General features: G+C 73.1%; 19 protein-coding genes and 1 rRNA gene. 14 read left to right on the top strand and 6 right to left on the bottom strand.

The features are described 5' to 3' along the window. The 3 genes from rrf to ACFY7C_RS33355 form a co-directional block, all read left to right on the top strand. Nucleotides 1-92 (top strand): 5S ribosomal RNA (rrf, locus tag ACFY7C_RS33365); the annotation flags it as partial. A gap of 214 nt (nucleotides 93-306) precedes the next feature. Continuing rightward, a complete protein-coding gene (locus ACFY7C_RS33360) occupies nucleotides 307-1,524 on the top strand; it encodes a hypothetical protein (protein ID WP_389658172.1) in 1,218 nt (405 codons plus the stop codon). Beyond that, nucleotides 1,464-2,252, top strand: a complete 789-nt coding sequence (locus ACFY7C_RS33355; protein ID WP_389658169.1) for a tetratricopeptide repeat protein — start codon at nucleotides 1,464-1,466, stop codon at nucleotides 2,250-2,252. Before ACFY7C_RS33360 ends, ACFY7C_RS33355 begins: the two co-directional genes overlap by 61 nt. A gap of 87 nt (nucleotides 2,253-2,339) precedes the next feature. On the opposite strand, the gene ACFY7C_RS33350 is transcribed toward ACFY7C_RS33355, so the two are convergent. Then, a complete protein-coding gene (locus ACFY7C_RS33350) occupies nucleotides 2,340-3,635 on the bottom strand; it encodes a DUF1015 domain-containing protein (RefSeq protein ID WP_389658116.1) in 1,296 nt (431 codons plus the stop codon). Nucleotides 3,636-3,716: 81 nt separating this feature from the next. On the opposite strand from ACFY7C_RS33350, the gene ACFY7C_RS33345 reads away from it, so the two are divergent. The 4 genes from ACFY7C_RS33345 to ACFY7C_RS33330 all read left to right on the top strand — a co-directional run bounded on the left by ACFY7C_RS33345 (nucleotide 3,717) and on the right by ACFY7C_RS33330 (nucleotide 7,997). Continuing rightward, a complete protein-coding gene (locus ACFY7C_RS33345) occupies nucleotides 3,717-4,862 on the top strand; it encodes an HAD hydrolase-like protein (RefSeq protein ID WP_389658113.1) in 1,146 nt (381 codons plus the stop codon). 131 nt (nucleotides 4,863-4,993) lie between these two features. After that, on the top strand, nucleotides 4,994-6,049 hold the full coding sequence (locus ACFY7C_RS33340) for a FecCD family ABC transporter permease (RefSeq protein ID WP_389658110.1): 1,056 nt from the start codon (nucleotides 4,994-4,996) through the stop codon (nucleotides 6,047-6,049). Further along, nucleotides 6,046-7,080, top strand: a complete 1,035-nt coding sequence (locus ACFY7C_RS33335; RefSeq protein ID WP_389658107.1) for a FecCD family ABC transporter permease — start codon at nucleotides 6,046-6,048, stop codon at nucleotides 7,078-7,080. Before ACFY7C_RS33340 ends, ACFY7C_RS33335 begins: the two co-directional genes overlap by 4 nt. Before the next feature lie 59 nt (nucleotides 7,081-7,139). Further along, nucleotides 7,140-7,997 (top strand): ABC transporter ATP-binding protein, encoded by an 858-nt coding sequence (locus tag ACFY7C_RS33330; protein ID WP_389658104.1) that lies wholly within the window; start codon nucleotides 7,140-7,142, stop codon nucleotides 7,995-7,997. Nucleotides 7,998-8,134: 137 nt separating this feature from the next. Here ACFY7C_RS33330 and ACFY7C_RS33325 read toward each other — a convergent pair whose 3' ends face one another. Further along, the gene (locus ACFY7C_RS33325; protein ID WP_389658101.1) at nucleotides 8,135-8,482 is read right to left on the bottom strand and encodes an SCP2 sterol-binding domain-containing protein; all 348 of its coding nucleotides are present in this window, start codon (nucleotides 8,480-8,482) and stop codon (nucleotides 8,135-8,137) included. A 167-nt stretch (nucleotides 8,483-8,649) separates the two neighbouring features. On the opposite strand from ACFY7C_RS33325, the gene ACFY7C_RS33320 reads away from it, so the two are divergent. The 4 genes from ACFY7C_RS33320 to recN all read left to right on the top strand — a co-directional run bounded on the left by ACFY7C_RS33320 (nucleotide 8,650) and on the right by recN (nucleotide 12,661). Continuing rightward, entirely contained in the window at nucleotides 8,650-8,976 is a 327-nt protein-coding gene (locus ACFY7C_RS33320) for a hypothetical protein (RefSeq protein WP_389658166.1), read from the top strand. Between the two features lie 7 nt (nucleotides 8,977-8,983). Next, entirely contained in the window at nucleotides 8,984-9,799 is an 816-nt protein-coding gene (locus ACFY7C_RS33315) for a TlyA family RNA methyltransferase (RefSeq protein ID WP_389658098.1), read from the top strand. Further along, the gene (locus ACFY7C_RS33310; protein WP_389658095.1) at nucleotides 9,796-10,809 is read left to right on the top strand and encodes an NAD kinase; all 1,014 of its coding nucleotides are present in this window, start codon (nucleotides 9,796-9,798) and stop codon (nucleotides 10,807-10,809) included. The genes ACFY7C_RS33315 and ACFY7C_RS33310 overlap by 4 nt, the downstream gene beginning before the upstream one ends. 133 nt (nucleotides 10,810-10,942) lie before the next feature. After that, nucleotides 10,943-12,661 (top strand): DNA repair protein RecN, encoded by a 1,719-nt coding sequence (recN, locus tag ACFY7C_RS33305; protein WP_389658163.1) that lies wholly within the window; start codon nucleotides 10,943-10,945, stop codon nucleotides 12,659-12,661. Nucleotides 12,662-12,717: 56 nt separating this feature from the next. On the opposite strand, the gene ACFY7C_RS33300 is transcribed toward recN, so the two are convergent. Next, nucleotides 12,718-13,734 carry an HNH endonuclease gene (locus tag ACFY7C_RS33300; protein WP_389658092.1) on the bottom strand — a complete coding sequence of 339 codons (1,017 nt, stop codon included), beginning with the start codon at nucleotides 13,732-13,734 and terminating at the stop codon, nucleotides 12,718-12,720. Nucleotides 13,735-13,998: 264 nt separating this feature from the next. Here ACFY7C_RS33300 and ACFY7C_RS33295 point away from each other — a divergent pair, with 264 nt between their 5' ends. Further along, complete coding sequence (locus ACFY7C_RS33295; RefSeq protein ID WP_389658089.1) at nucleotides 13,999-15,087, top strand: glycosyltransferase family 4 protein; 1,089 nt, start codon at nucleotides 13,999-14,001, stop codon at nucleotides 15,085-15,087. A 25-nt stretch (nucleotides 15,088-15,112) separates the two neighbouring features. Here ACFY7C_RS33295 and ACFY7C_RS33290 read toward each other — a convergent pair whose 3' ends face one another. Further along, nucleotides 15,113-16,735 (bottom strand): PucR family transcriptional regulator, encoded by a 1,623-nt coding sequence (locus ACFY7C_RS33290; RefSeq protein WP_389658086.1) that lies wholly within the window; start codon nucleotides 16,733-16,735, stop codon nucleotides 15,113-15,115. Nucleotides 16,736-16,897: 162 nt separating this feature from the next. Between ACFY7C_RS33290 and ACFY7C_RS33285 the strand changes: the two genes are divergently transcribed. Together ACFY7C_RS33285 and ACFY7C_RS33280 are read left to right on the top strand one after the other, a co-directional pair. Then, nucleotides 16,898-18,442 (top strand): APC family permease, encoded by a 1,545-nt coding sequence (locus tag ACFY7C_RS33285; RefSeq protein WP_389658083.1) that lies wholly within the window; start codon nucleotides 16,898-16,900, stop codon nucleotides 18,440-18,442. A 27-nt stretch (nucleotides 18,443-18,469) separates the two neighbouring features. After that, a complete protein-coding gene (locus ACFY7C_RS33280) occupies nucleotides 18,470-20,104 on the top strand; it encodes a flavin monoamine oxidase family protein (RefSeq protein ID WP_389658080.1) in 1,635 nt (544 codons plus the stop codon). Between the two features lie 7 nt (nucleotides 20,105-20,111). Here the strand turns inward: ACFY7C_RS33280 and ACFY7C_RS33275 are convergent, their stop codons facing one another. Together ACFY7C_RS33275 and ACFY7C_RS33270 are read right to left on the bottom strand one after the other, a co-directional pair. Continuing rightward, on the bottom strand, nucleotides 20,112-21,503 hold the full coding sequence (locus tag ACFY7C_RS33275) for an FAD-binding oxidoreductase (RefSeq protein ID WP_389658077.1): 1,392 nt from the start codon (nucleotides 21,501-21,503) through the stop codon (nucleotides 20,112-20,114). 81 nt (nucleotides 21,504-21,584) lie between these two features. Then, nucleotides 21,585-23,387, bottom strand: a complete 1,803-nt coding sequence (locus ACFY7C_RS33270; RefSeq protein ID WP_389658074.1) for a glycoside hydrolase family 15 protein — start codon at nucleotides 23,385-23,387, stop codon at nucleotides 21,585-21,587. Nucleotides 23,388-23,745 lie beyond the last annotated feature (358 nt).

The following is a 23,745-nucleotide window of genomic DNA, read 5'->3' as shown; positions in this document are numbered from 1 at the left end:
CGCCCGGTTACATTCCGAACCCGGAAGCTAAGCCTTTCAGCGCCGATGGTACTGCAGGGGGGACCCTGTGGGAGAGTAGGACACCGCCGAACAATATTTCAGGACCCCTGGTCCCAGCGTTCATGCTGGGACCAGGGGTCCTTTTTGTTTTTCCTTGCATTTTCTGAAAGCGCGGTGCGGTGCCGACTGCGCGAGAATGACTGCAGTACCCGAAGACAGGAGTCACGTCGATGTCCACCAACTCTCCCGACGACCGCCCGGAGCGCGAGCCGCGCCGCCGGGACGGCGGTGAGCGGGGCGGCTTCCGTGGGCCGCGTCGTGATGACACCCGTGGTGGTGACAACCGCGGTGGCGGCGGTTTCCGCCGCGATGACCGCGGCGGCGACAACCGCGGCGGTGGCTTCCGTCGCGATGACCGCGGTGGCGACAACCGCGGCGGCGACAACCGTGGTGGCGGTTTCCGGCGTGACGACCGTGGCGGCGACAACCGCGGCGGTGGCTTCCGTCGCGATGACCGCGGCGGCGACAACCGTGGTGGCGGTTTCCGGCGTGACGACCGCGGTGGCGACAACCGCGGCGGTGGCTTCCGCCGTGACGACAACCGCGGTGGCGAGCGGCCGGCGTTCCGTCGTGACGATCGCGGTGGGGACAACCGTGGCGGTGGCTTCCGCCGTGACGACCGCCGTGATGACCGCGGTGGCGATCGTCCCGCGTTCCGGCGTGACGACCGTGGCGGCGACAACCGTGGTGGCGGCTTCCGTCGCGATGACCGCCGGGATGACAACCGGGGTGGCGGTTTCCGTCGCGATGACCGCGGTGGGGACAACCGTGGTGGCGGTTTCCGTCGCGACGACCGTGGTGGCGAGCGGCCGCCGTTCCGTCGCGACGACCGCAGGGATGACCGCCGGGATGACAACCGTGGCGGCGGCTTCCAGCGTGACGACCGGCCCTCCTTCCGTCGGGACGACCGTGGTGGCGAGCGGCCGGCCTTCCGCCGCGACGACCGCCGGGATGACCGCAGGGATGACCGCCGTGACGACAACCGTGGCGGTGGCTTCCGTCGCGATGACCGGCGCGACGACCGCCGTGATGACCGCGGTGGCGATCGTCCCGCGTTCCGTCGTGACGATCGGCGTGATGACACCCGTGGTGGCGGCTTCCGCCGTGACGACCGCGGTGGGGACAACCGCGGTGGCGGTTTCCGCCGTGACGACCGGGGTGGCGAGCGGCCGCCGTTCCGTCGCGACGACCGCAGGGACGACCGCCGGGATGACCGCCGTGACGACACCCGCGGCGGTGGCTTCCGTCGCGACGACCGGGGCGGTGGCTTCCGTCGTGACGACCGGCGGGACGACCGCCGTGACGACAGCCGGGGTGGCTACCGGGGTCGGGACGACCGCGGTGGGTACGGCCGGCGGGACGACCGGGACCGGGACCGTCCGGAGCGGGCGCCCATCAAGCGACTGCCGATCCCGGACGACGTCACCGGTGACGAGATCGACCAGGACGTGCGGCAGGAGCTGATGAGCCTGCCCAAGGGACTGGCCGAGGACGTCGCCCGTAATCTCGTCATGGTCGCCCAGCTCATCGACGAGGAGCCGGAGAAGGCCTACGAGTACTCCCGGATCGCGCTGCGGCTGGCCTCCCGTGTGGCCGCCGTGCGCGAGGCGGCCGGCTTCGCCGCGTACGCCACGCAGAAGTACTCCGAGGCGCTGGCGGAGTTCCGGGCCGCGCGGCGGATGACCGGTGGTGTCGAGCTGTGGCCCGTCATGGCGGACTGCGAGCGCGGGCTCGGCCGGCCGGAGCGGGCGCTCGCCATGGCCGGTGAGCCCGAGGTGCAGAAGCTGGACAAGGCAGGGCAGGTCGAGATGCGGCTCGTGGCCGCCGGCGCCCGTCGGGACATGGGGCAGCTCGACGCCGCCATCGTGACCCTGCAGAGCCCCGAGCTGGCGTCGAGCGCCCACCACCCGTGGACCGCTCGGCTGCGGTACGCCTACGCGGACGCGCTGCTCGCCGCCGGCCGTGAGGGCGAGGCGCGCGAGTGGTTCGCCAAGGCGGTGGAAGCCGACAAGGACGGCTCCACGGACGCCTCCGACCGGCTCGCCGAGCTGGACGGGGTCGAGTTCGTCGACGCGTTCGACGACTCCGACGAGGAGAACGGCGAGAACGGCGAGAACGGCGAAGGCGACGAGGCCGGAGCGGTCGACCAGCGCGACGAGCGTGACGAGCGACGCGACGGCGACGAGAGCTGACGCCTGAGGCACGACGTACGCAGGAAACGAAGGGCGGAACCCCCACGGGGGTTCCGCCCTTCGGCGTTTCCGCGCCCGGTCACTCGGTCAGTCGAGCGCCAGGCTGCGCAGCACCAGGCCCGTCGCCGGCTTCGGGCCGAAGGAGGTCGACTTGCGGGGCATGGTGACGCCCTGGCGGGCCAGGTCCCGTACGACCTCCTCCTTGACCGGGTGCATCAGGACCGCCGTACCGCCGCGGCGGGTGGCCTGGTCGACGGCGGCCTCGGTGTCGTGGATGTAGCTGATGTCCTCGGGGTCGTCCGGGATGTGCCAGACGTGGTCGAGGAGGGTGGAGTGCAGGACGGTGGCGTCGAGGGTGCGCCACGCCTCGGGGCGGTCGCCGCGGATCGTGCGGGCCAGGAGGGCCGGGGCGGGGCGGTCGACGAGGTGGAAGGCGCCGTCGCCGGCGAGCAGGAAGGCGTTGCCGTCCGCGCAGGCGGCGGCGAGGGCCTCCTGGGCGGCGGCGAGCGGGCCGTCGACGCGGGTGACGCGGAAGCCGTCACCGAGGGAGTTGAGGGCGGCGAGGGCGTCGGCGACGGGCAGCCGGTTGAGGAGCCGGTGGATGGCGCGGACCCGCAGCGGGTAGCGGGCGGTGTCGATGAGCAGCACCAGGCCGTAGTTCCAGGGGCCGGGCGCGGTGTGTTCCTCGCGGAGCCGGAGGTAGGTCGCCCAGCGGTGGTGGCCGTCGGCGATGAGGGCCTGGTGGCGGCCGAGTTCGCCCGCGACGGTGGTGAGGTCGGCCGGGTCGGTGACGGACCAGAGGCGGTGGTGGAAGCCGTCCTCGGTGGTGGTGGACAGCAGCGGTTCGCCGGTGACGACCCGGTCGATGACGGCGGCGGCGCCGTCTCCGTCGCCGCGGTAGGTGAGGAGCAGCGGCTCCAGGTTGGCGGCCGTGGTGCGCATGAGGGCGGCGCGGTCCTCGACGACGTGCGGCATGACGTCCTCGTGGGGGAGGACGATGCCCTCGGCGGGGGTGGAGAGTTCGAGGGCGCCGATGAGGCCGCGCTGGAGGATGCCGTCGCCGCGCTGCTCGTAGACGTAGAGGGCGGGCTCGGGGTCCGGGGCGAGGATGCCGTCGGCGAGCCAGCGGTCGAGGGTGACGGCGGCCTTGCGGTGGCGGGTGCCGGCGGTGATCGCCTGCGGGAGGATCAGCCGCACGATGTTGTGCGGGTCGGCGGACTCGAGGTGGTGGAGTCCGTCGGGCCGTACGACAACGTCGTACGGCGGTGAGGTCACGGCGGCCAGGCTGCCGACCCGTTCGGGGACGTACCGGAGACCCCGGAAGGGGGCCAGGCGGAGACCGGAGGCGCGGACGTCGTCGGCCGCGTGACCTGAGGTGTTCATCTCGTCATCGTATGTGCGGGTGGCCATGAGCGATGATCGGGGGAGCGGGAGAATGTCACACCGGTGATGGAGGAGTCGGGCATGACGGGAATCGGCCGCGAACGGCGGGGCAGGAATCGGCCGGGTGGGAGTGCGCGCGCGCTGAGCGAGGCGTACGACACGGCTCTGCTCGACCTGGACGGTGTCGTGTACTACGCGGGCGGGGACGCCATTCCGCATGCCGCCGAGGCGCTGGAGGCGGCCCGGACGGGCGGTATGCACCTGGCGTACGTCACCAACAACGCGCTGCGGACGCCGGACGCGGTGGCGGGGCACCTCACGGAGATCGGGGTGCCGGCGGCCGCGGAGGACGTGATCACCTCGGCGCAGGCGGTGGCGCGGCTGATCGCCGACGAGATGCCGCCCGGTGCGAGGGTGCTGGTGATCGGCGGCGAAGGGCTGCGGGTGGCGCTGCGCGAGCGGGGTCTCGTGCCGGTGGAGTCGGCGGACGACGATCCGGCGGCGGTGGTGCAGGGGTACGGGGGCCCTGAGCTGCCGTGGGGGAGGTTGGCCGAGGCGAGCTACGCGGTGGGGCGCGGCCTGCCGTGGTACGCGTCGAACACGGACCTGACGATTCCGAGCGCGCGGGGGATCGGGCCGGGCAACGGTGCGGCGGTGGAGGTCGTGCGGATCGCGACGGGTGCCGAGCCGAAGGTCGCGGGCAAGCCGTTGCCGCCGATGCACCGGGAGACGGTGCTGCGGACGGGGGCCGAGCGGCCGCTGGTGGTCGGGGACCGGCTGGACACGGACATCGAGGGCGCGTTCAACGGGGGTGTGGACTCGCTGCTGGTGCTGACCGGGGTGACGGATGTGGCGCGGCTGCTGGCCGCGGGGCCGGAGCACCGGCCGACGTATGTGGCGGCGGATCTGCGGGGGCTGCTGGCGGCGCAGCCGGAGGTCGTCGAGGCCGGGGGCGGCGCGTTCGCGTGCGGCGGCTGGACGGCGTCGGTGAGCGGCGGGGCGCTGCTGCTGGACGGGGCGGGCGGCGCCGAGGACGTGCGCGGTGAGGACGTGCGCGGTGAGGACGTGCGCGGTGAAGACGTGCGCGGGGAGGGCGTACCCGGCGAGGGGGCGGCGCTCGATCCGTTGGACGGGGTACGGGCGCTGTGCGCGGCCGCGTGGACGGAGGCGGGCGCGGGGGCGTGCGGTCTGGACGCGGGGAAGGCCCTGGAGCGGCTGGGGCTGTGACGGCCCGGCTGGTCTGTGCTGACGGCGCTGGTGGTCTGTGGTGACGGCCCTGGTGGGCCGGGGCGGAGGGCCGGATTCCCGGTTCGTACACGGGATCGATCACCGATACGAGGGTAGGCTAACCTAACCTCGTGTTGGTCGAGAGTCCCTCCCGTGCAAGCGCGGAGCCGGTCGGCCCTGCCCAGAAGCCGACGCGCCGCAATTCGCTGCGCGCCGTCGGACTGGTCGCGGCCGTCGGAGTCCTGCTGCTGGTCTGTGTCCTGAGCATCATGATCGGTGCCAAGCCGGTGCCGCTCGCCGATGTCTGGCACGGCCTGTTCCACAACAGCGGCATCCGCAACGACGTCATCGTCCATGACGTCCGTGTCCCGCGCACCCTCCTCGGACTGCTCGTCGGTCTGGCACTCGGCCTCGCCGGCGCCGTCATGCAGGGGCTCACCCGCAACCCGCTCGCCGAACCCGGACTCCTCGGCGTCAACGCCGGCGCCGCCGCGGCGGTCGTGTCCGCCATCGCCTTCCTCGGCGTCACCGACACCTCCGCCTATGTGTGGTTCGCCTTCGTCGGCGCGGCCGTCGTCTCCGTCGTCGTGTACGTCCTCGGCGGCAGCCGCAGCGCCACGCCGGTGCGGCTCGCGCTCGCCGGGACCGCGGCCACCGTCGCCCTGTACGGCTACGTCAACGCCGTACAGCTGCTGAACTCGGCCGCCCTGGACCGGCTGCGCTTCTGGACCGTCGGCTCGCTCGCCGACGCGAACATGGACAACGTCGGCCGCGTCGCCCCCTTCATCGTGGTCGGCGCCGTGCTCGCGCTGCTCATCGCCCGGCCGCTGAACGCCATGGAGATGGGCGACGACACCGCCCGCGCGCTGGGCGCCCACCTCAACCGGACCCGGATCATCGCGATGGCCTCGGTCACGCTGATGTGCGGCGCGGCGACCGCCGCCTGCGGGCCGATCGTCTTCATCGGCCTGATGGTCCCGTACATCGTGCGGTCGATCACCGGCCCCGACATGCGCTGGATCCTGCCCTACGCGGCGGTCCTGTCGCCGGTCCTGCTGCTCGGCTCCGACGTCATCGGCCGGGTCATCGCCCGGCCCGCCGAACTCCAGGTCGGCATCGTCACCGCACTCGTCGGCGGGCCGGTCTTCATCCGTCTCGTCCGCCGCAAGAGGATGGCCCAGCTGTGAGCACCAAGACCCTGCGGACCGGCGGCGGCCTCTCCGTACGCTACGAGCCGCGCGCCCTCGTCTCCGTCCTCGGCCTGCTGGTCGTGGCGCTCGCCGCGGCCGTCGTCCTCATCGGCAGCGGCGACTTCCCCATCGCGCCCGGCGACGTCGTCGCCACCCTGCTCGGCGACGGCACCCCCGTACAGGAATTCGCCGTCATGGACCTGCGGCTGCCGCGCGTGCTCGTCGCCGTGTTCGTCGGTGCCGCGCTCGGCATCGGCGGGGCCGTGTTCCAGTCGGTGTCCCGCAATCCGCTCGGCAGCCCCGACGTCATCGGCTTCGGCCAGGGCTCCACCGTCGGCGCGCTCGTCGTCATCGTCCTCTTCCAGGGCGACGCGGCGGCCGCGGCGGGCGGCGCGGTCGTCGGCGGCCTGATCACCGGTGCGGTGATCTACCTGCTCGCCTGGAAGCGCGGAGTGCACGGCTACCGGCTCGTGCTCATCGGCATCGGCGCCGCCGCCATGCTCACCGCCGCCATCCATTACCTCATCACCAAGGCGCAGCTCGTCGACGCGACCCGTGCGACGGTGTGGATGACCGGCTCGCTCGAAGGGCGGGACTGGGCGCAGTTCTGGCCGCTGTTCGCCGTCAGCTGCGTGCTGGTGCCGCTCGTCCTCGGACACGGGCGGGCGCTGCGGATGCTGGAGATGGGCGACGACGCCGCGTACGCGCTCGGCGTCAAGGTCGAGCGGACCCGGATCGTCCTCATGGGCTCCGCCGTGCTGCTCGTGGCCGTCGCCACCGCCGCCGCGGGCCCCATCGTCTTCGTCTCCCTCAGCGCGCCCCAGCTGGCCCGCCGGCTCACCCGCTCGCCGGGACCGAACCTCGCCGCCTCCGCGCTCATGGGCACGGCCCTGCTGCTCGTGGCGGACTGGGTCGCCACCAACGCCTTCGGGGAGCGCCAGCTGCCGGTGGGCGTCGTCACCGGCGTGCTCGGCGGGTGCTACCTGCTGTGGCTGCTGGTCAGCGAGCGCAAGGCGGGCCGGATATGACCTCCGCCGCGGGTCCCGCGAGCACCGCCCCCACGAACGACAAGATCAGGAGCAAGGGTATGAACGGGCAGCAGCCCCAGCGGCTGAGCGCCGAGTCGGTCACGCTCGCCTACGACGAGCGGGTCATCGCCCGCGACCTGAGCGTCGCGATCCCCGACAACTCCTTCACCGTCATCGTCGGACCCAACGCCTGCGGCAAGTCCACGCTGCTGCGCGCGCTCTCCCGGATGCTCAAGCCGACGGAGGGACGGGTGCTGCTCGACGGGCAGGCGATCCACTCGATGCCCGCGAAGAAGGTCGCCAAGACGCTGGGGCTGCTGCCGCAGTCCTCCATCGCGCCCGACGGCATCACCGTCGCCGACCTCGTCGCCCGCGGCCGCTACCCCCACCAGGGCCTGCTGCGGCAGTGGTCGCCCGAGGACGAGCGGATCGTGCAGGAGTCGATGGCCGCGACCGGGGTCGCCGAGCTGGGCGAGCGTTACGTCGACGAGCTGTCCGGCGGTCAGCGCCAGCGGGTCTGGATCGCGATGGCCCTCGCGCAGCAGACCCCGCTGCTGCTCCTCGACGAGCCGACGACCTTCCTCGACATCCAGCACCAGATCGACGTCCTCGACCTGTGCGCCGAGCTCCACGAGACGCAGGGCCGCACCCTCGTCGCGGTCCTCCACGACCTCAACCACGCGGCCCGCTACGCCACCCACCTGATCGCCTGCCGCGGCGGCGAGGTCGTCGCCGAGGGCCCGCCGAGCGAGGTCGTCACGGCCGAGCTGGTCGAGCGGGTCTTCGGGCTGCGCTGCCAGGTCATCGACGACCCGGAGACCGGCACGCCCCTGGTCGTGCCCGCGGGCCGGAAGTCCCGTAGGGCGGCATCGGTGGCCGAGGAGCCGGCGCAGGTGTCGGCCCCTGCTTCGGCTTAGCCCTCGGCGTAGGGCTCGGCTTCGGACAAGCCCTCGGCTTCGGACAAGCCCTCGGCTTCGGACAAGCCCTCGGCTTCGGATTCGGTTCGGGGCTCGGCCTCGGTCTGGGTGGCTCGGCCTCGGCTCGGGGGGCCCGGTTACAGCAGGGACCGCAGGCGCAGGAGGTCGCGGAAGCCGGCCTCCAGGCTGACGCGGCCGGAGGCCCAGGCCTTGGCGAAGTTCAGCCGGCCGTCGACCAGGGCGACCAGGTCGTCGCCGGTCATCCGGAGCCGGATCTGCGCCTTGCTCGCGGGCGAGCCGGGGTGCGTGTCCTGGACCTCGATGCGACCGTCGGCCAGTCGGCCGGTGAAGGTCGTGTCGAGGTCGGTGAGGTGGCAGCTGAGGGTCCGGTCGAGCGCGGCGGCGCCGCGCACCTCGCCCTCCGCGCGGGCCAGGTTGCCGGAAAGTCTTGTCAGTGCCTCGCGGCACTCGGTGATCGTCGCCATCGGGTCGACCGTACCCCAGGGCCTCGCGGTAGCGTCGGGGCATGAGCGACGCGTATCCGAACGCCTCCGCCGCCCACGGGACCGGTCACGGGACCGCCCACGGGACCGGTCACGACCCGGCGGAGTCCGAGGAGGAGATTCCGTACCACCCGCCGGGGCCCGACCCCCTGACGGCCCGCAGCGCCCCGCCCGCGCCCGCGTCCGGGCCCGCGCACCACGTCGCCGCGGACCCGGTCGAGGCCGAGACCGAGGCCGAGGGCCCCGACGGGGGCGTGCCCGGCTCCCCGGCCGACGAGCCCGCTCCCCTCGGCGTCGTACGGACCCCCACCGGGCGGCCCGCCGTCGACGCGCTCCTGGACCGGCTCGGCGACGCCGACCACCTCACGGCGGACGGACACCTCGACGTGTACGAGGATGTACACCAGGGGTTGCGCGCCGAGCTGACCGCGCTCGACGAGCGGCCCGGACCCCGTCCGTACGACAACAGGAGCTGAACCGAACGTGGCAGGACCGGCACGCCGCCGTCTCGACGCCGAGCTGGTACGGCGCAAGCTGGCGCGCTCGCGCGAGCACGCCAGCCAGCTGATCGCCGCGGGCCGGGTGACCGTCGGCAAGACCGTCGCCACCAAGCCCGCCACCCAGGTCGAGACCGCCGCGGCCATCGTCGTCGCCCAGGACGACAGCGACCCCGACTACGTCTCGCGCGGCGGCCACAAGCTGGCCGGCGCCTTCGCCGCGTTCGTGCCGCGGGGCCTGCGCGTCGAGGGCCGACGCGCGCTCGACGCGGGCGCGTCCACCGGCGGCTTCACGGACGTCCTGCTGCGCGCCGGCGCCGCCCACGTCGTCGCCGTCGACGTCGGCTACGGGCAGCTCGCCTGGTCGCTGCAGAGCGACGAGCGCGTCACCGTCAAGGACCGCACGAACGTGCGCGAGATGACCCTCGACTCGATCGACGGCATCCCGGTCGACCTCGTCGTCGGCGACCTGTCCTTCATCCCGCTCGGGCTCGTGCTGCCCGCCCTCGTGGCCTGCACCGCGCCCGACGCCGACCTGGTCCTCATGGTCAAGCCGCAGTTCGAGGTCGGCAAGGAACGGCTCGGCACCGGCGGAGTGGTGCGGAGCGCCGAACTCCGCGCCGACGCCGTGAAGAACGTGGCCCGGCGGGCGGGCGAGCTCGGACTCGGTGTGCTCGGCGTCACGGCCAGCCCGCTGCCCGGACCGTCCGGCAACGTCGAGTACTTTCTGTGGCTGCGGGCGGGCGCGCCCGCCCTCGATCCCGCGGAAGTCGACCGCGCCGTGGCGGAAGGACCTCGTTGAGCACTGGTTCGAGCACGACCACCGACAGCAGCACGACCACCGGGAGCACCCCGGCCACCGGGAGCACCCCCGCCACCGGAAGCAGTCCGGCCACCGGGAGCACCCCGGCCACCGGGAGCAGCCGCACCGTCTTCCTGCTCGCGCACACCGGCCGGCCGGCCGCCGTGCGCAGCGCCGAACTCGTCGTCCTCGGGCTGCTGCGCAGCGGCATCGGGGTGCGTGTCCTCGAGGCGGAGGCGGCCGACCTGCCGCTGCCGCCGTCCGTCGAGAAGGTGCCGGAGGCCTGCTCCGACGCCCTCGACGGCTGTGAACTCCTCGTCGTCCTCGGTGGCGACGGCACCCTGCTGCGCGGCTCCGAGTTCTCCCGCGCCTCCGGCGTGCCGATGCTCGGCGTCAACCTGGGCCGGGTCGGCTTCCTCGCCGAGGCCGAACGCGACGACCTCGACAAGGTCGTCGACCGGGTCGTCACCCGCGCCTACGAGGTCGAGGAGCGGATGACCCTCGACGTGACCGTCTACCAGAACGGCGACGTGCTCCACCGGGACTGGGCGCTCAACGAGGCCGCCGTCCAGAAGGTGTCGCCGGAGCGGATGCTGGAGGTCGTCCTCGCTATCGACGGGCGGCCGGTGACCGGATTCGGCTGCGACGGGGTGATCTGCGCGACACCGACCGGCTCGACCGCGTACGCCTTCTCGGCCGGCGGTCCGGTGATCTGGCCCGAGGTCGAGGCGCTGCTGATGGTGCCGATCGGGGCCCACGCGCTGTTCGCCAAGCCGCTGGTGACCACGAAGGACTCCGTCCTCGCCGTCGAGGTCGAGCCGCACACCCCGCACGGGGTGCTGTGGTGCGACGGTCGGCGCACGGTGGAACTCCCGGCCGGCGCCCGGGTCGAGGTGCGGCGCGGCGCGGTGCCGGTCCGCCTCGCCCGGCTGCACCACGCGTCCTTCACCGACCGGCTGGTGGCGAAGTTCGCGCTTCCGGTCTCGGGATGGCGCGGAGCACCCCACTAGGGTCGGGGCGGCGCTGAGCACCCCACGAGCGGGTGACAGAGGCCCCCGCCGACCTGCGGGTTCGCCTTCGGTCGGCAGGGGCCGTCGCACGGGGGTGCCCGGACCTCGTAAGGTCTTCCCCGTGTTGGAGGAGATGCGGATACGGTCGCTGGGTGTCATCGACGACGCGGTGGTCGAGCTGTCGCCCGGCTTCACCGCGGTGACCGGTGAGACCGGCGCGGGCAAGACCATGGTCGTGACCAGCCTCGGGCTGCTGCTCGGCGGGCGCGCCGACCCCGCCCTGGTACGGATCGGGGCGGGCTCCGCCGTCGTCGAGGGCCGCATCGCGCTGCCCCCGGGCGCGCCGGCGGCCGTGCGCGCCGAGGAGGCGGGCGCGGAGCTCGACGAGGGCGCGCTGCTCGTCAGCCGCACCGTCTCCGCCGAAGGCCGTTCGCGCGCCCACCTGGGCGGGCGCTCGGTGCCCGTGGGGCTGCTCGCCGAGCTCGCCGACGAACTGGTCGCCGTGCACGGCCAGACCGACCAGCAGGGCCTGCTCAAGCCGGCCCGTCAGCGCGGCGCGCTCGACCGGTACGCGGGCGAGGCAGTCGCCGGGCCGCTGGCCGCCTACGGCGAGGCGTACCAGCGGCTGCGGGCCGTCACCGTCGAACTGGAGGAGATCACCACCCGGGCCCGGGAGCGGGCCCAGGAGGCCGATCTGCTGCGCTTCGGGCTCGGCGAGATCGAGGCCGTGGAGCCGAGGCCGGGCGAGGACGTCGAGCTGGCCGCGGAGGCGGAGCGGCTCGGGCACGCCGAGTCCCTGGCCTCCGCGGCCGCGCTCGCGCACGCCGCGCTCGCCGGACAGCCGGAGGACCCCGAGGCCGTGGACGCGACGACGCTCGTCGCGGGCGCCGGCCGGGCCCTGGAGGCCGTACGGGCGCACGACCCGGCGCTGGCCGCGCTCGCCGACCGGATGGGGGAGATCTCCATCCTGCTCGCCGACGTGGCCGGGGAGCTCGCCGGATACGCCGACGACCTCGACGCCGACCCGCTGCGGCTGGCCGCGGTCGAGGAGCGGCGCGCCGCGCTCACCCAGCTCACCCGGAAGTACGGCGAGGACATCAGCGCCGTCCTCGCCTGGGCGGAACAGAGCGCGACCCGGCTCACCGAGCTCGACGGCGACGACGAGCGCATCGGCGAACTGACCGCCGAGCGTGACCGGCTGCGCGACGAGCTGTCGGCGCTGGCCCAGCGGCTCACCGACGCCCGCACGGAGGCCGCCGACCGGTTCGCCGAGGCCGTCACCGCCGAGCTGGCCTCGCTGGCGATGCCGCACGCGCGGGTGTCCTTCGCGATCCGGCAGACCGAGGACCCCGACGGCGTCGAGGTCGGCGGCCGCCGGGTGGCCTACGGCCCGTCCGGCGCCGACGAGGTCGAACTGCTCCTCGCCCCGCACCCGGGCGCCCCGCCGCGGCCCATCGCCAAGGGCGCGTCCGGCGGTGAGCTGTCCCGGGTGATGCTCGCGGTCGAGGTGGTCTTCGCCGGTACGGATCCGGTGCCGACGTACCTCTTCGACGAGGTCGACGCGGGCGTCGGCGGCAAGGCGGCGGTCGAGATCGGCCGCCGGCTCGCCAAGCTCGCCAAGACCGCGCAGGTCGTCGTCGTCACCCACCTGCCGCAGGTGGCGGCCTTCGCCGACCGCCAGCTGCTCGTGGAGAAGACCAACGACGGCTCGGTCACCCGCTCCGGCGTGACCGTCCTGGAGGGCGAGGACCGGGTCCGCGAGCTCTCCCGGATGCTGGCCGGCCAGGAGGACTCGGAGACGGCCCGGGCGCATGCGGAGGAGCTGCTGGCGACGGCCCGGGCCGACGGCTGACGGTCGAGGGCCGCCGGCGGGCGGTCGCGGGCTGACGGTCCAGGGCCGCGGCCCGCTCAGGCCCGGTCAGGGGGCGCCAGATGCGATACGACCCCCTGGCCCGGGCCCGTCTCTCCGGCGACCCGGCGGCGTGCCACGTCGTACGCCCACGCGTAGGTCGAGACCTTCTTCTCGATGGAGAAGTGCTTGCCCGTCGCCGAGTCGAGCACCGTGTGGAACTCCTCCATGAGCTCCTCCCAGACCGCCGACGTGAAGTCGGCGTCCGTCCAGCCGTACAGCGCCTTCAGCTCGCGCTTGACGGCGGAGAAGAACGACTGCGGCTCCCGGCGCGGCACACCGACCCGCACCCCGTTGCTCCTCAGCCAGTCCTGCAACTCCGCCGGAGCGTCCAGCCACTTGTCCGGGCTGTCCCGCAGCTCCGCGTAGTCGACCCAGGCCCAGAAGCTCTCGGCGTCGGCGACGTCGGGGGCCTCGGCGTGGTGGGCACGGCAGAGCAGGGCGAAGTTCCGCACGTCGTTGGAGCCGCCGAGCTTGTCGGGCACCACATGGCAGCGCTCGACGTCCTTCTTCCCGCAGACCAGACAGGCCGGCTCGTCGAGCCCCAGATACGCGGTGATGGCCTTGAGCGTCGGCTTGGATCTGCGCTCGGCAGGGTTCCTCTCGCGCGGCTTCAGGGCCAGCTTCGCCGCGTCGTAGCCGTAGTGGCTGCCGTCGTCCGGATAGCCGATCAGCAACTTCGGCGGCAGGTCGTCGCGCTGACGCTCGTTGCGGACCCGGAACAGCGGGGTGCTGAGCTCGGTGAGGTACTGCAGCAGATAGCCCATGCCGAAGTCCTGCATCAGCTCGAAGGCGTCGGCATCGAAGCCCCCCGCCGAGTTCCGGTGGCCCTGGATGTCCAGAAACAGCATGCGCGGCGCCCCCGGCGACTCCTTCTGGGCCCACTGCACCATCTCGAAGAGCCGCTGGGCGCAGCGCTCGAAGTTCTCGTACACCTTCATGTCGTGGTAGATCCCCACCCCTTTGGGCGCGGTCTTCGTCCCCCTGCGGGCCTGCTGCCGTGGCTTCTTCGCCATGTCCCCTCCCCGTTCCCGCCTTGTGTGGCGTCTCGCGTCGACAGCGTGACAGCCGCCACTGACAGGTCATGAGGCTGACCGACATGATCAGGACACGGGGTGGGGGCCCGGGGGTGAACCGAGGGCTGAACGGGGGGTTGCTCAGGGGCTGTGAGCCGTGCGTTCACTCGTGTGGGTGATCCCCGTCGGTAAGTTGGGTCGCCCGACACGACAACGACGTCACTTCGGTGCCGGAACGTGCGTACGGGCTGGCATCCTTGGCGCGTGACACAGCTCCGTACGGTCCAGGTGCTGGGCGGCGGCAGCGCGGGAAGCAGCGCGCACGTCAGATCGCTTGCCGCGGGGCTCGTGGCGAGAGGCGTGCGGGTGACCGTGTGCGCGCCGCCCGAACTCGACCGTGCCTACGACTTCGCGGGTGCCGGCGCGCACGTCGTGCCCGTGCCGCGGCGCGGCGGGCCCGCGACGGTGGCCGCGCTCCGCAACGCCTGCATCGGTGCGGACGTCGTCCACGCGCACGGGCTCGACGCCTCGGTGCGGGCCTCGCTCGCGCTGTCCGGCGGCGCGGCGCCGCGCACCCCGCTCGTCACCACCTGGCACACCCGCAGCCAGGTGGCGGGGGCGCGCGCCGGGCTCGTACGGCTCCTGGAGCGCAGGACCGTGCGGGCGGCGGCCGTCGTCCTCGCCACCTCCTCCGAGCTGGTCGACCGGGCCCGGCGGCGCGGTGCCCGCGACGCGCGGCTCGCACCCGTGACCGTGCCGGCCTCGCGAGCGCCGGTCTGCCTCCACGACGGCAAGGCCCGCGCCGAACTCGGGGCCGTCGACCGGCCGTTGCTGATGGCGGTCGGGGCGCTGGAGCCGGGGCGCGGGTACCGGACACTGCTCGACGCGGCGCGGGTGTGGCGGAACCTCGACCCGCAGCCGCTCCTGGTGATCGCGGGGGAGGGCCCCGACCGGCCCGAGCTGCAGCGGCGGATCGACACGGAGGGGCTGGCGGTGCGGCTCATCGGGCGCCGGGACGACGTGGCGGAGCTGCTCGCCGCGGCGGACGTCGCCGTCCTCCCCTCCCGCTGGGAGGCCCGGTCCCTGCTCGCGCAGGAGGCCCTGCGCCTCGGCGTGCCGCTCGTCGCGACGGCCGTGGGCGGCGTGCCGGAACTCGTCGGCGACGCGGCGCAGCTCGTGCCGTACGGTGACGCGGCGGCGCTCGCGGACGCGGTCCGCGGCCTGCTCGACGACGCCGACCGCCGCATGGACCTGGCGGCGGCGGGCCGGGTGCAGGCCCGGACGTGGCCGACGGAGGACGAGACGATCGCCCATGTCCTGAGCGTGTACGACGAGCTGTCGGGACGTCGCTGACCCGCCCGCGACGCCCCCGCGGTCCCTACCCCGTATGCCGCCGTGCCCGCAGGGCCAGGGACAGGGCCAGGACCGTCTGAGGGTCGTCCAGGTCGGTGCCGAGGAGTTCGGAGATGCGGGCCAGGCGGTTGTAGAGGGTCTGGCGGTTGAGGTGGAGTTCGCGGGCGGTCTCGGCCTTGCGGCCCGCGTGGGCCAGGTAGGTCTCCAGGGTGGGCAGGAGGGGCGGGCGGGAGGTGCGGTCGTGGTCGCGGAGGGGGCCGATCGCGCGGTCCACGAAGGCGGCCAGGTCCGGGTGGTCGCGCAGGCGCCACAGCAGGAGGTCCGTGTCGAGGCGGCGGGCGTCGTACCAGGGGAGTTCCGACAGGCCCTGCGCCGCCGTCGCCGTCTCGGCAGCGTGCCGCAGGCCCGCCGAGGCCGCCGCCCAGCCGCCCGCGACGCCGACCACGACGACCGGCGGGTGGGCGCCGGCCCGTTCCAGGCCGGCCCGCTCGACCCCGGCCCGCAGGGCCGCCGCGACCCGGTCGGCGACCGCGGTGCGCTCGGACTCCGAGCGCAGGCCCAGGAGCAGCGGCACCCGGCCTTCCACCGGGCGGACGCCCAGCAGGACCGGGACCCCGACGGAGGCGAGTTCCTCCAGGACGGCCCGGGCGAGCAGCGCCCAGTTGCCCGAGGGGGACAGCTCGGAGGCGAGGCGCATCACGACCGGCAGCAGCGGGCCCTCGCCCGGCTTGAAGCCGAGGACCCGGGCCTGCGCCGGCGCGTCCTCGGCGGTGATCCGGCCCTCCGCCAGGTCCGTCAGGAAGTCGCCGCGACCGCGGGCGGCCAGCTCCTCCTCCTGCCGGGCCTGCATGAGGACCACCGCGAGCAGCCCCGCCGCCCGTTCCGCCGCCATCCGGTGCACGGGGGACAGGGGAGTGGAGACGGCGAGCAGGACCAGGCGGGCTCGTACCGATGACGTGCCGGGGCCGCCGCCCGGGACGTCGACCAGCACCGCGCCCGTCGGCGGCCCCGACTCGCGCGCCGCCCGCCCACCGCGCAGCCCGTCCCACACCTGGAGCGGGTCCGCGGGCCCGGACTCGGTGCCCGCCGCGTACAGCAGCTGGCCGTCGGCGGTCTCCAGGAAGACCGGGTTCAGCGAGAAGTCCGCCAGGATCCGCAGCACCTGCGGCACCCCGCCGCCGCCGAGCAGTGCCTCGGTGCACTGCCGGTGCACCTCCTCCGCCTGCCGCAGCAGCGCGTAGTGCCCGTTGACGATCTCGGTGTGGATCTCCTCCGTGACGGCGACGAAGGGCACCTCGCGGTGCAGCTGGACCAGCGGCAGGCCGGCCGTCCGGGCGGTCTCCACGATCGTGGCCGGCAGCCGGGCGAACCGCGGGCCGAGCTCCACCACGAGCGCCGCGATGCCCCGGTCCGCGAGCCGCCGGACGAACGCCCGCTGCTCGGCCGGCCGGGTGCCGAGCCCGAGGCCGGTGGTGAGCAGCAGCTCGCCGCCCTTGAGCAGCGACGCGATGTTGGGCACCTCGCCCGCGTGCACCCAGCGCACGGTGCGGTGCAGCCGGTCCGCGCCGGCGACGACCTCCGGGAGTCCGCCGCGCAGTCCCGGAAGTTCGAGTGCCCGCTGCACGGTGATCCCGCCCTGACTCTCCATGCAGCCGGACGCTACCCGCCGGCCGCGCCCCCGCGACATCACCGGCGCGTAAACGGACCGGACAGTTCGTACAGCGGGGCGACAACTCGTCGCCCCGTGGCGGGAATTGTGCGACCTGATGTCGATTGTGGCCTACGTCACGCCGGAGGATGCTCTCGCGCCATGGCAGAGAACCCCACCCCAGAGGTCCACCGGCTGAAGGCGAACTCGGTCGGTCTGGTCGGCGTCGTCTTCATGGCGGTCGCCACCGCGGCCCCGATCACCGCGATGACCGGCAACCTCCCCATCGCCGTCGGTTTCGGCAACGGCACCGGCGCCCCCGCCGGCTATCTCTTCGCGACGGTCGTCCTGACCGTCTTCTCGGTCGGCTATGTCGCCATGGCCAAACGGATCACCGCCGCCGGCGCCTTCTACGGCTACATCTCGCACGGCCTCGGCCGGATCGCCGGCATGGCCTCCGGGATGCTCGCGGTCCTCGCGTACATCGTCTTCGAGGCCTCGATCGTCGGCGTCTTCGCCTACTTCACGAAGACGACGGTGGCCGACCAGCTCGGTGTGGATCTGCCGTGGGTCCTGTACGCGGCCGCCATGCTGGCCGTCACCGCCGTCCTCTCCTACTTCGACATCAACCTCACCGCGAAGGCGCTCGGCGTGATGCTGATCGCCGAGATCGCGGTGCTGTTCGCGGTCGCCACCGCCGTCCTGATCGCCGGCGGCGGCCCCGACGGCATCCCGGCCGAGCCGATCAACCCCAAGAACGCCTTCACCGGCGCCTCCGCCGGCCTCGGCCTCTTCTTCGCCTTCTGGTCGTGGGTCGGCTTCGAGTCGACCGCGATGTACGGGGAGGAGTCCCGCGACCCCAAGCGGGTCATCCCGCGCGCCACCCTCATCTCCGTCATCGGCGTCGGCCTCTTCTACATCTACGTCTCCTGGATGACGATCGCCGGAAACGGCCTGGCCGGATCGGTGAAGCTGTCCTCCTCGGCCAGCCCCCTCGACCTGTTCTTCGCCCCCACCCAGTCCTTCATCGGCGCCTGGGCCGTGGACGCCTTCCAGTGGCTGCTGCTCACCGGCTCCTTCGCCTGCGGCATGGCCTTCCACCAGTGCGCCGCCCGCTACCTCTACGCCATCGGCCGCGAGGGCTTCCTCCACCCGGCGCTCGGCCGGACGCACCGCAAGCACGGCTCGCCCTACATCGCCTCCTTCACCCAGAGCGCCATCGCCGTCCTCCTCGTCGGCGCCTTCTGGCTCACCGACCAGGACCCGTACATCCACCTCTACACCCTGCTCGCGATCCTCGGCACGATGGCGATCCTCATCGTGCAGACCCTCTGCTCCTTCGCAGTCATCGGCTACTTCCGCAAGAACCACCCCGAGGACCGGCACTGGTTCAAGACGCTGACCGCGCCGCTCCTCGGCGGCATCGGCATGACCGCCGTGGTCGTGCTGCTGATCATGAACATGGAGACCGCGGCCGGGCTCGCCGCCGACTCCCTCTTCTTCAAGGCCATCCCCTGGATCGTCGGCCTCGTCTTCTTCGGCGGCCTCGGCCTCGGCCTCTACCTCAAGGCCCGCCGCCCCGAGCGCTACGAGATCATCGGCCGGATCGTCCTGGAGGACGCCACCGAGCGCGCCGACGACGACAGCGCCGCCGACGGCACCGACGGTCACAGCGAGCCCGCCCCCGCCGCCGTACCCCAGAACTGATCCCCCTCCCCCCCCAGGAGCGCCCCCATGGCACGCACCAACCCGATGCACCTCCTGAAGCAGCTGGCCGCCGAGCACGCCGACGCCCGACGGCTGAACCTCCCCGTGGCGGAGCTGCGCGGCCTGCGCGCCGACGCGCTCGGCCGCCGGTCCCTCCTCAAGTACGCCGCCGCGGCCGGCGTCGCGGTCTCCGCCGGCACGGCCGTCCCCGCCGCGGCGGCCGCCCCCGACCCGAAGGCGAGGGGCACCGCCCGCGTGGCCGTCGTCGGCGCCGGGATCGCCGGCCTCACCGCGGCCCTCACCCTCCAGGACGCCGGCCTCAGCCCCGTCCTCTACGAGGCCAACCCCTCCCGCGTCGGCGGCCGGATGTGGACCCAGCGCTCCCACTGGGCCTACGGGCAGACCTCCGAGATCGGCGGCGAGCTGATCGACACCAGCCACAAGAAGATCCTGGAGCTCTGCCGCCGCTTCGGCCTCGCCGTCGAGGACTTCCTCGGCGGCGGACCCAACGGGGCCGAGGAGGTCCTCTGGTTCAACGGCACCTACTACCCCCGCCACCAGGCCGACGAGGACTTCAACGCCGTCTACCAGTCGCTCCACCGCGACCTGATCGAGGCGGGCGAGGTCAAGTGGAACCAGACCACCCCCACCGGCACCGCCCTCGACAACATGTCGATATACGAGTGGATCGAGAGCCGGGTCCCCGGCGGGCACTCCTCGCCGCTCGGCCGTTTCATCGACGTCGCCTACAACGTCGAGTACGGCGCCGACACCACCGAGCAGTCCTCGCTCGCCCTGGTGCTCCTGATGGGCTATCAGACCAATCCGGGCAACTTCAACGTCTGGGGACTGTCCAACGAGCGCTACCACGTCGTCGGCGGCAACGACCGGCTCCCGAACGCCATCGCCGGCGCCCTCCAACCCGGCACCCTGCGCATGGGATGGTCGCTCGACGCCGTACGCGCCAACGCCGACGGCACCCAGACCCTCACCTTCACCGAGGCCGGGGTCACCCGCACCGTCACCGCCGACCACACCGTGCTGTGCGTCCCGCTGCCGATCCTGAAGCAGCTCGACGTCAGCCGGGCCGGCTTCGACCCGCTCATGACCAACCTGCTGCGGGACGCGCGGATGGGCCACTGCACCAAGCTCAACATGCAGTTCGCCACCCGGCCCTGGCGCGGCACCGGAGCCTGGCCCGGCGTCTCCGCCGGCGACTGCTTCACCGACAGCGAGGTCCAGCAGACCTGGGACACCACCAAGATCCAGGGCGGCACCGGCGGCATCCTCATCCAGTACAACGGCGGCAGCCTCGCCCGGTCCCTCAACCCGGCCGGACCCTTCTCCACCGAGTCCGACCCGTACGTGCGGGACCTGGTCACCCGCTATCTGAAGGGCATCGACGCCTTCTTCCCCGGCACCTCCAAGGCGTACACGGGCCGCGCCCAGCTCTCCGCCTGGCACGAGAACCCGTACACGCTCGGCGCCTACTCCTGCTGGCCGGTCGGCTACCTCCACCGCTACGCCGGCTACGAGGGCACCGCCCAGGGCAACGTCCACATCGGCGGCGAGCACTGCAGCTACGACTTCCAGGGCTTCATGGAGGGCGGCGCCACCGAGGGCGAGCGGGCCGCCAAGGAGGTGATCGCCGCCCTGCGATGACCGGCCGTCAGGCGGCCGGCGTGATGTTGTGGTTGAAGCGGAAGACGTTGTCGGGGTCGTACGCGGCCTTGACGGCGCCCAGCCGCCGGTAGTTCTCCTCGCCGAAGGAGGACACCACCCGCTCCCGGCCCTCGTCGCCCACGAAGTTCAGATACGTGGCGTCGAGGGCCCACGGCCGCACATCGGCCCGCACGTCCCGGACCCAGCTCCGCGCCCGCTCGTCGTCCGCCGGGTCCTCCCAGGTCGCGAACGGGTGCATGACCCAGGGCGCGGTCCGCCACGGCTGCGGATACGAGCCCGGCCCGGCCGCCACCGCCCCGCCCATCATGAACGCCACCTGCTGGATGGCCGTGCCCTGCGGGATCAGCGCCCCGCGCTCGCAGAACAGGTCCACGGCCTCGTCGGGGAACGCCGTCAGATACTCGGCCGACCAGTAGTTCCGCAGCCCCGGAGGATCGTCGAGCATGCACTGCAGGTCCACGTACGCGATGTCCGTGACGATCTCGATCACGGGCGCCCGCGCGAGCAGCGGCGCGGCGATCTCACGGAGCTCGGCGACCGGGCCGGCGTACGTGAACAGCGTCCCGCAGAGCAGTCTGCCGACCAGTTCCTGCGGGACGAACGGCTCCGACGGGGCGGGCAGGTAGATCGCGCCGCCGCCGACCTCGTCCGGCGCGTCCGCGGCGATGTCCCGGAAGGCGCGCACGACCTCTGGCGCGTCGTCGGGCAGGAAGAACAGCATCGCCATGCTCATGCGCGGCAGTTCGTGCAGCCGCAGCGTCAGCGAGGTCGCCACCCCGAAGTTCCCGCCGCCGCCGTGCAGCGCCCAGAACAGCTCGGGGTTCTCCTCCGCGTCCGTGTGGACGTGCCTGCCCTCGGCCGTGATCAGGTCGGCGGCCAGCAGATTGTCGCTGGCCAGCCCGAACTTCCGCTCCAGCCAGCCCGACCCGCCGCCGAGCACGAAGCCGCCCACGCCGGTGGTGGAGACCCGCCCGCCGGTGGTCGCCAGGTGGAAGGGCTGACAGGCGTGGTCCAGGTGCCCCATCGTCGCCCCGCCCTCGACCCGTACGGTCATGTGCTCCGGATCGGCGACGACGGCGTGCATCCGGCGCAGGTCGACGACGAGGGCGCCGTCGACCACACAGGTCCCGGCGACGCTGTGGCCGCCGCCGCGCACCGCGATCGGCAGCCCCGCCTCACGGCCGAACAGGACCGCGTTGGACACGTCCTCCGGGGTCGCGCACTGGGCGATCACCGCGGGACGGCGGTCGATCATGCCGTTGTGGATCGCCCGCGCCTCCTCGTACCCGGGATCGCCGGGCACGAACACCTCGCCCGCCAGGTCCTCGCGCAGACCTGCCAGGGCACTGTCCGGAACGGTGGTGGTGGGGGAGGCCATGGCAGCGCCCCCCTTTCACGAGGCGGGGGGAACGGACACCTTCATCGTAGGTCCGGCCCCCCGACCCCGCCGTCCGGAGCGTCAGCCGCCGTACGCGCCCGAGGCCGTGAGCCGCAGCGCCGTGTCGATCAGCGGAACGTGGCTGAAGGCCTGCGGGAAGTTGCCCACCTGCCGCTGGAGCCTCGGGTCCCACTCCTCCGCGAGCAGACCCAGGTCGTTGCGGAGCGCGAGCAGCTTCTCGAAGAGCCGGCGGGCCTCGTCGACCCGGCCGATCATCGCCAGGTCGTCGGCCAGCCAGAACGAGCACGCCAGGAACGCGCCCTCGTCGCCCTCCAGGCCGTCCACGCCCGCCTCCTCGCCGGCGGTCGGGTAGCGCAGCACGAAGCCGTCCTCGGTGGACAGCTCCCGCTGGATCGCCTCGATCGTGCCGATCACCCGCTTGTCGTCCGGCGGCAGGAAGCCCATCTGCGGGATCAGCAGCAGCGAGGCGTCCAGCTCCTGCGAGCCGTAGGACTGGGTGAAGGTGTTGCGCTCCTTGTCGTAACCCTTCTCGCAGACGTCCCGGTGGATCTCGTCCCGGAGCTCCTTCCAGCGCTCCAGCGGGCCGTCGGCGTCGCCGGACTCGATCAGCTTGATCGTCCGGTCCACCGCCACCCAGGCCATCACCTTGGAGTGCACGAAGTGCCGGCGCGGGCCGCGCACCTCCCAGATGCCCTCGTCGGGCTGGTCCCAGTGGGTCTCCAGATAGTTGATCAGCTTGATCTGCAGCAGCGAGGCGTAGTCGTTGCGGGACAGGCCCGTCATGTGCGCCAGGTGCAGGGCCTCGGTGACCTCGCCGTACACGTCCAGCTGGAGCTGGTTGGCGGCCCCGTTGCCGACCCGGACCGGGCCGGAGTTCTCGTAGCCCGGCAGCCAGTCGAGCTCCGCCTCACCGAGCTCCCGCTCGCCGGCGATGCCGTACATGATCTGCAGGTTCTCGGGGTCGCCCGCGACCGCGCGCAGCAGCCAGTCCCGCCAGGCGCGGGCCTCCTCGCGGTAGCCGGTGCGCAGCATCGAGGACAGGGTGATCGCCGCGTCCCGCAGCCAGGTGTAGCGGTAGTCCCAGTTCCGTACGCCGCCGATCTCCTCCGGCAGCGAGGTCGTGGGCGCGGCCACGATCCCGCCGGTCGGCGCGTAGGTGAGCGCCTTCAGGGTGATCAGCGAGCGGACCACCGCCTCGCGGTAGGGGCCGTGGTACGTGCAGTGCTCGACCCACTCGCGCCAGAAGTCGGTGGTCGCCTCCAGCGAGCCCTCCGGGTCCGGCAGCGGCGGCGGCTCCTTGTGCGAGGGCTGCCAGGACAGCGTGAAGGTGATCCGGTCGCCGGGGGAGACGGTGAACTCGGAGTACGTGGTCAGATGCTCGCCGTGCGTCTCGGCGTCGGTGTCCAGCCACACCGAGTCGGGCCCGGCGACGGCGACCGTGCGGTCGCCGACCTTGTGCACCCAGGGCACGATCCGGCCGTAGCTGAAGCGCATCCGCAGCGCGGAGCGCATCGGCACCCGGCCGCTGACCCCTTCCACGATGCGGATCAGCTGCGGCGCGCCGTCGCGGGGCGGCATGAAGTCGGTCACCCGGACCGTGCCGCGCGGGGTGTCCCACTCGGATTCCAGGACGAGCGAGTCGCCCCGGTAGCGGCGCCGGTCGGCATGGGGCGCCGGGGCGCCGTCGGGCCCGGCCGGGGCGACCCGCCAAAAGCCGTGCTCCTCGGTGCCGAGCAGTCCGGCGAAGACGGCGTGCGAATCGAAGCGGGGCAGGCAGAGCCAGTCGACACTGCCGTCCCGGCAGACCAGGGCAGCGGTCTGCATGTCTCCGATGAGTGCGTAATCCTCGATGCGCCCGGCCACGTGCTTCACTCCAGATCGAACGGCCACGTCCGCCCCGCGGGGCGTTTCCTACAGGTCAGCGGGTCAAGGGATCGTTGACGAGCTCTTGGTCCGGTTGACGGGCGGGGGTGGTGCCGTGCCGGTCCGGCTCGGCAGCGCGTGTCCGAGCAGGATACGACGCACCCTAGTGACCGGTGGCGCCGATCTTGTAACGGCACTGACCCGATCGGGTGAAAGGGTCTTGACCTGAGCCGTGCACAGCCCAGGCCGAGCCGCCGGCACCGGCCTCGGTGCCGACCGACGCCCCGGTCATGGTCCCGGTGGGAGTCGTTCCGGACCCGGCGTGTCGCGGTGCGTATGCACCCGACTGCCCCGTGTG

The sequence above is a fragment of the Streptomyces sp. NPDC012769 genome (genome assembly GCF_042901205.1).
Lineage (GTDB): Bacteria > Actinomycetota > Actinomycetes > Streptomycetales > Streptomycetaceae > Streptomyces.
Note: the sequence above shows the minus strand (reverse complement) of the source record. Positions and strands in the feature narration are given on the sequence as shown.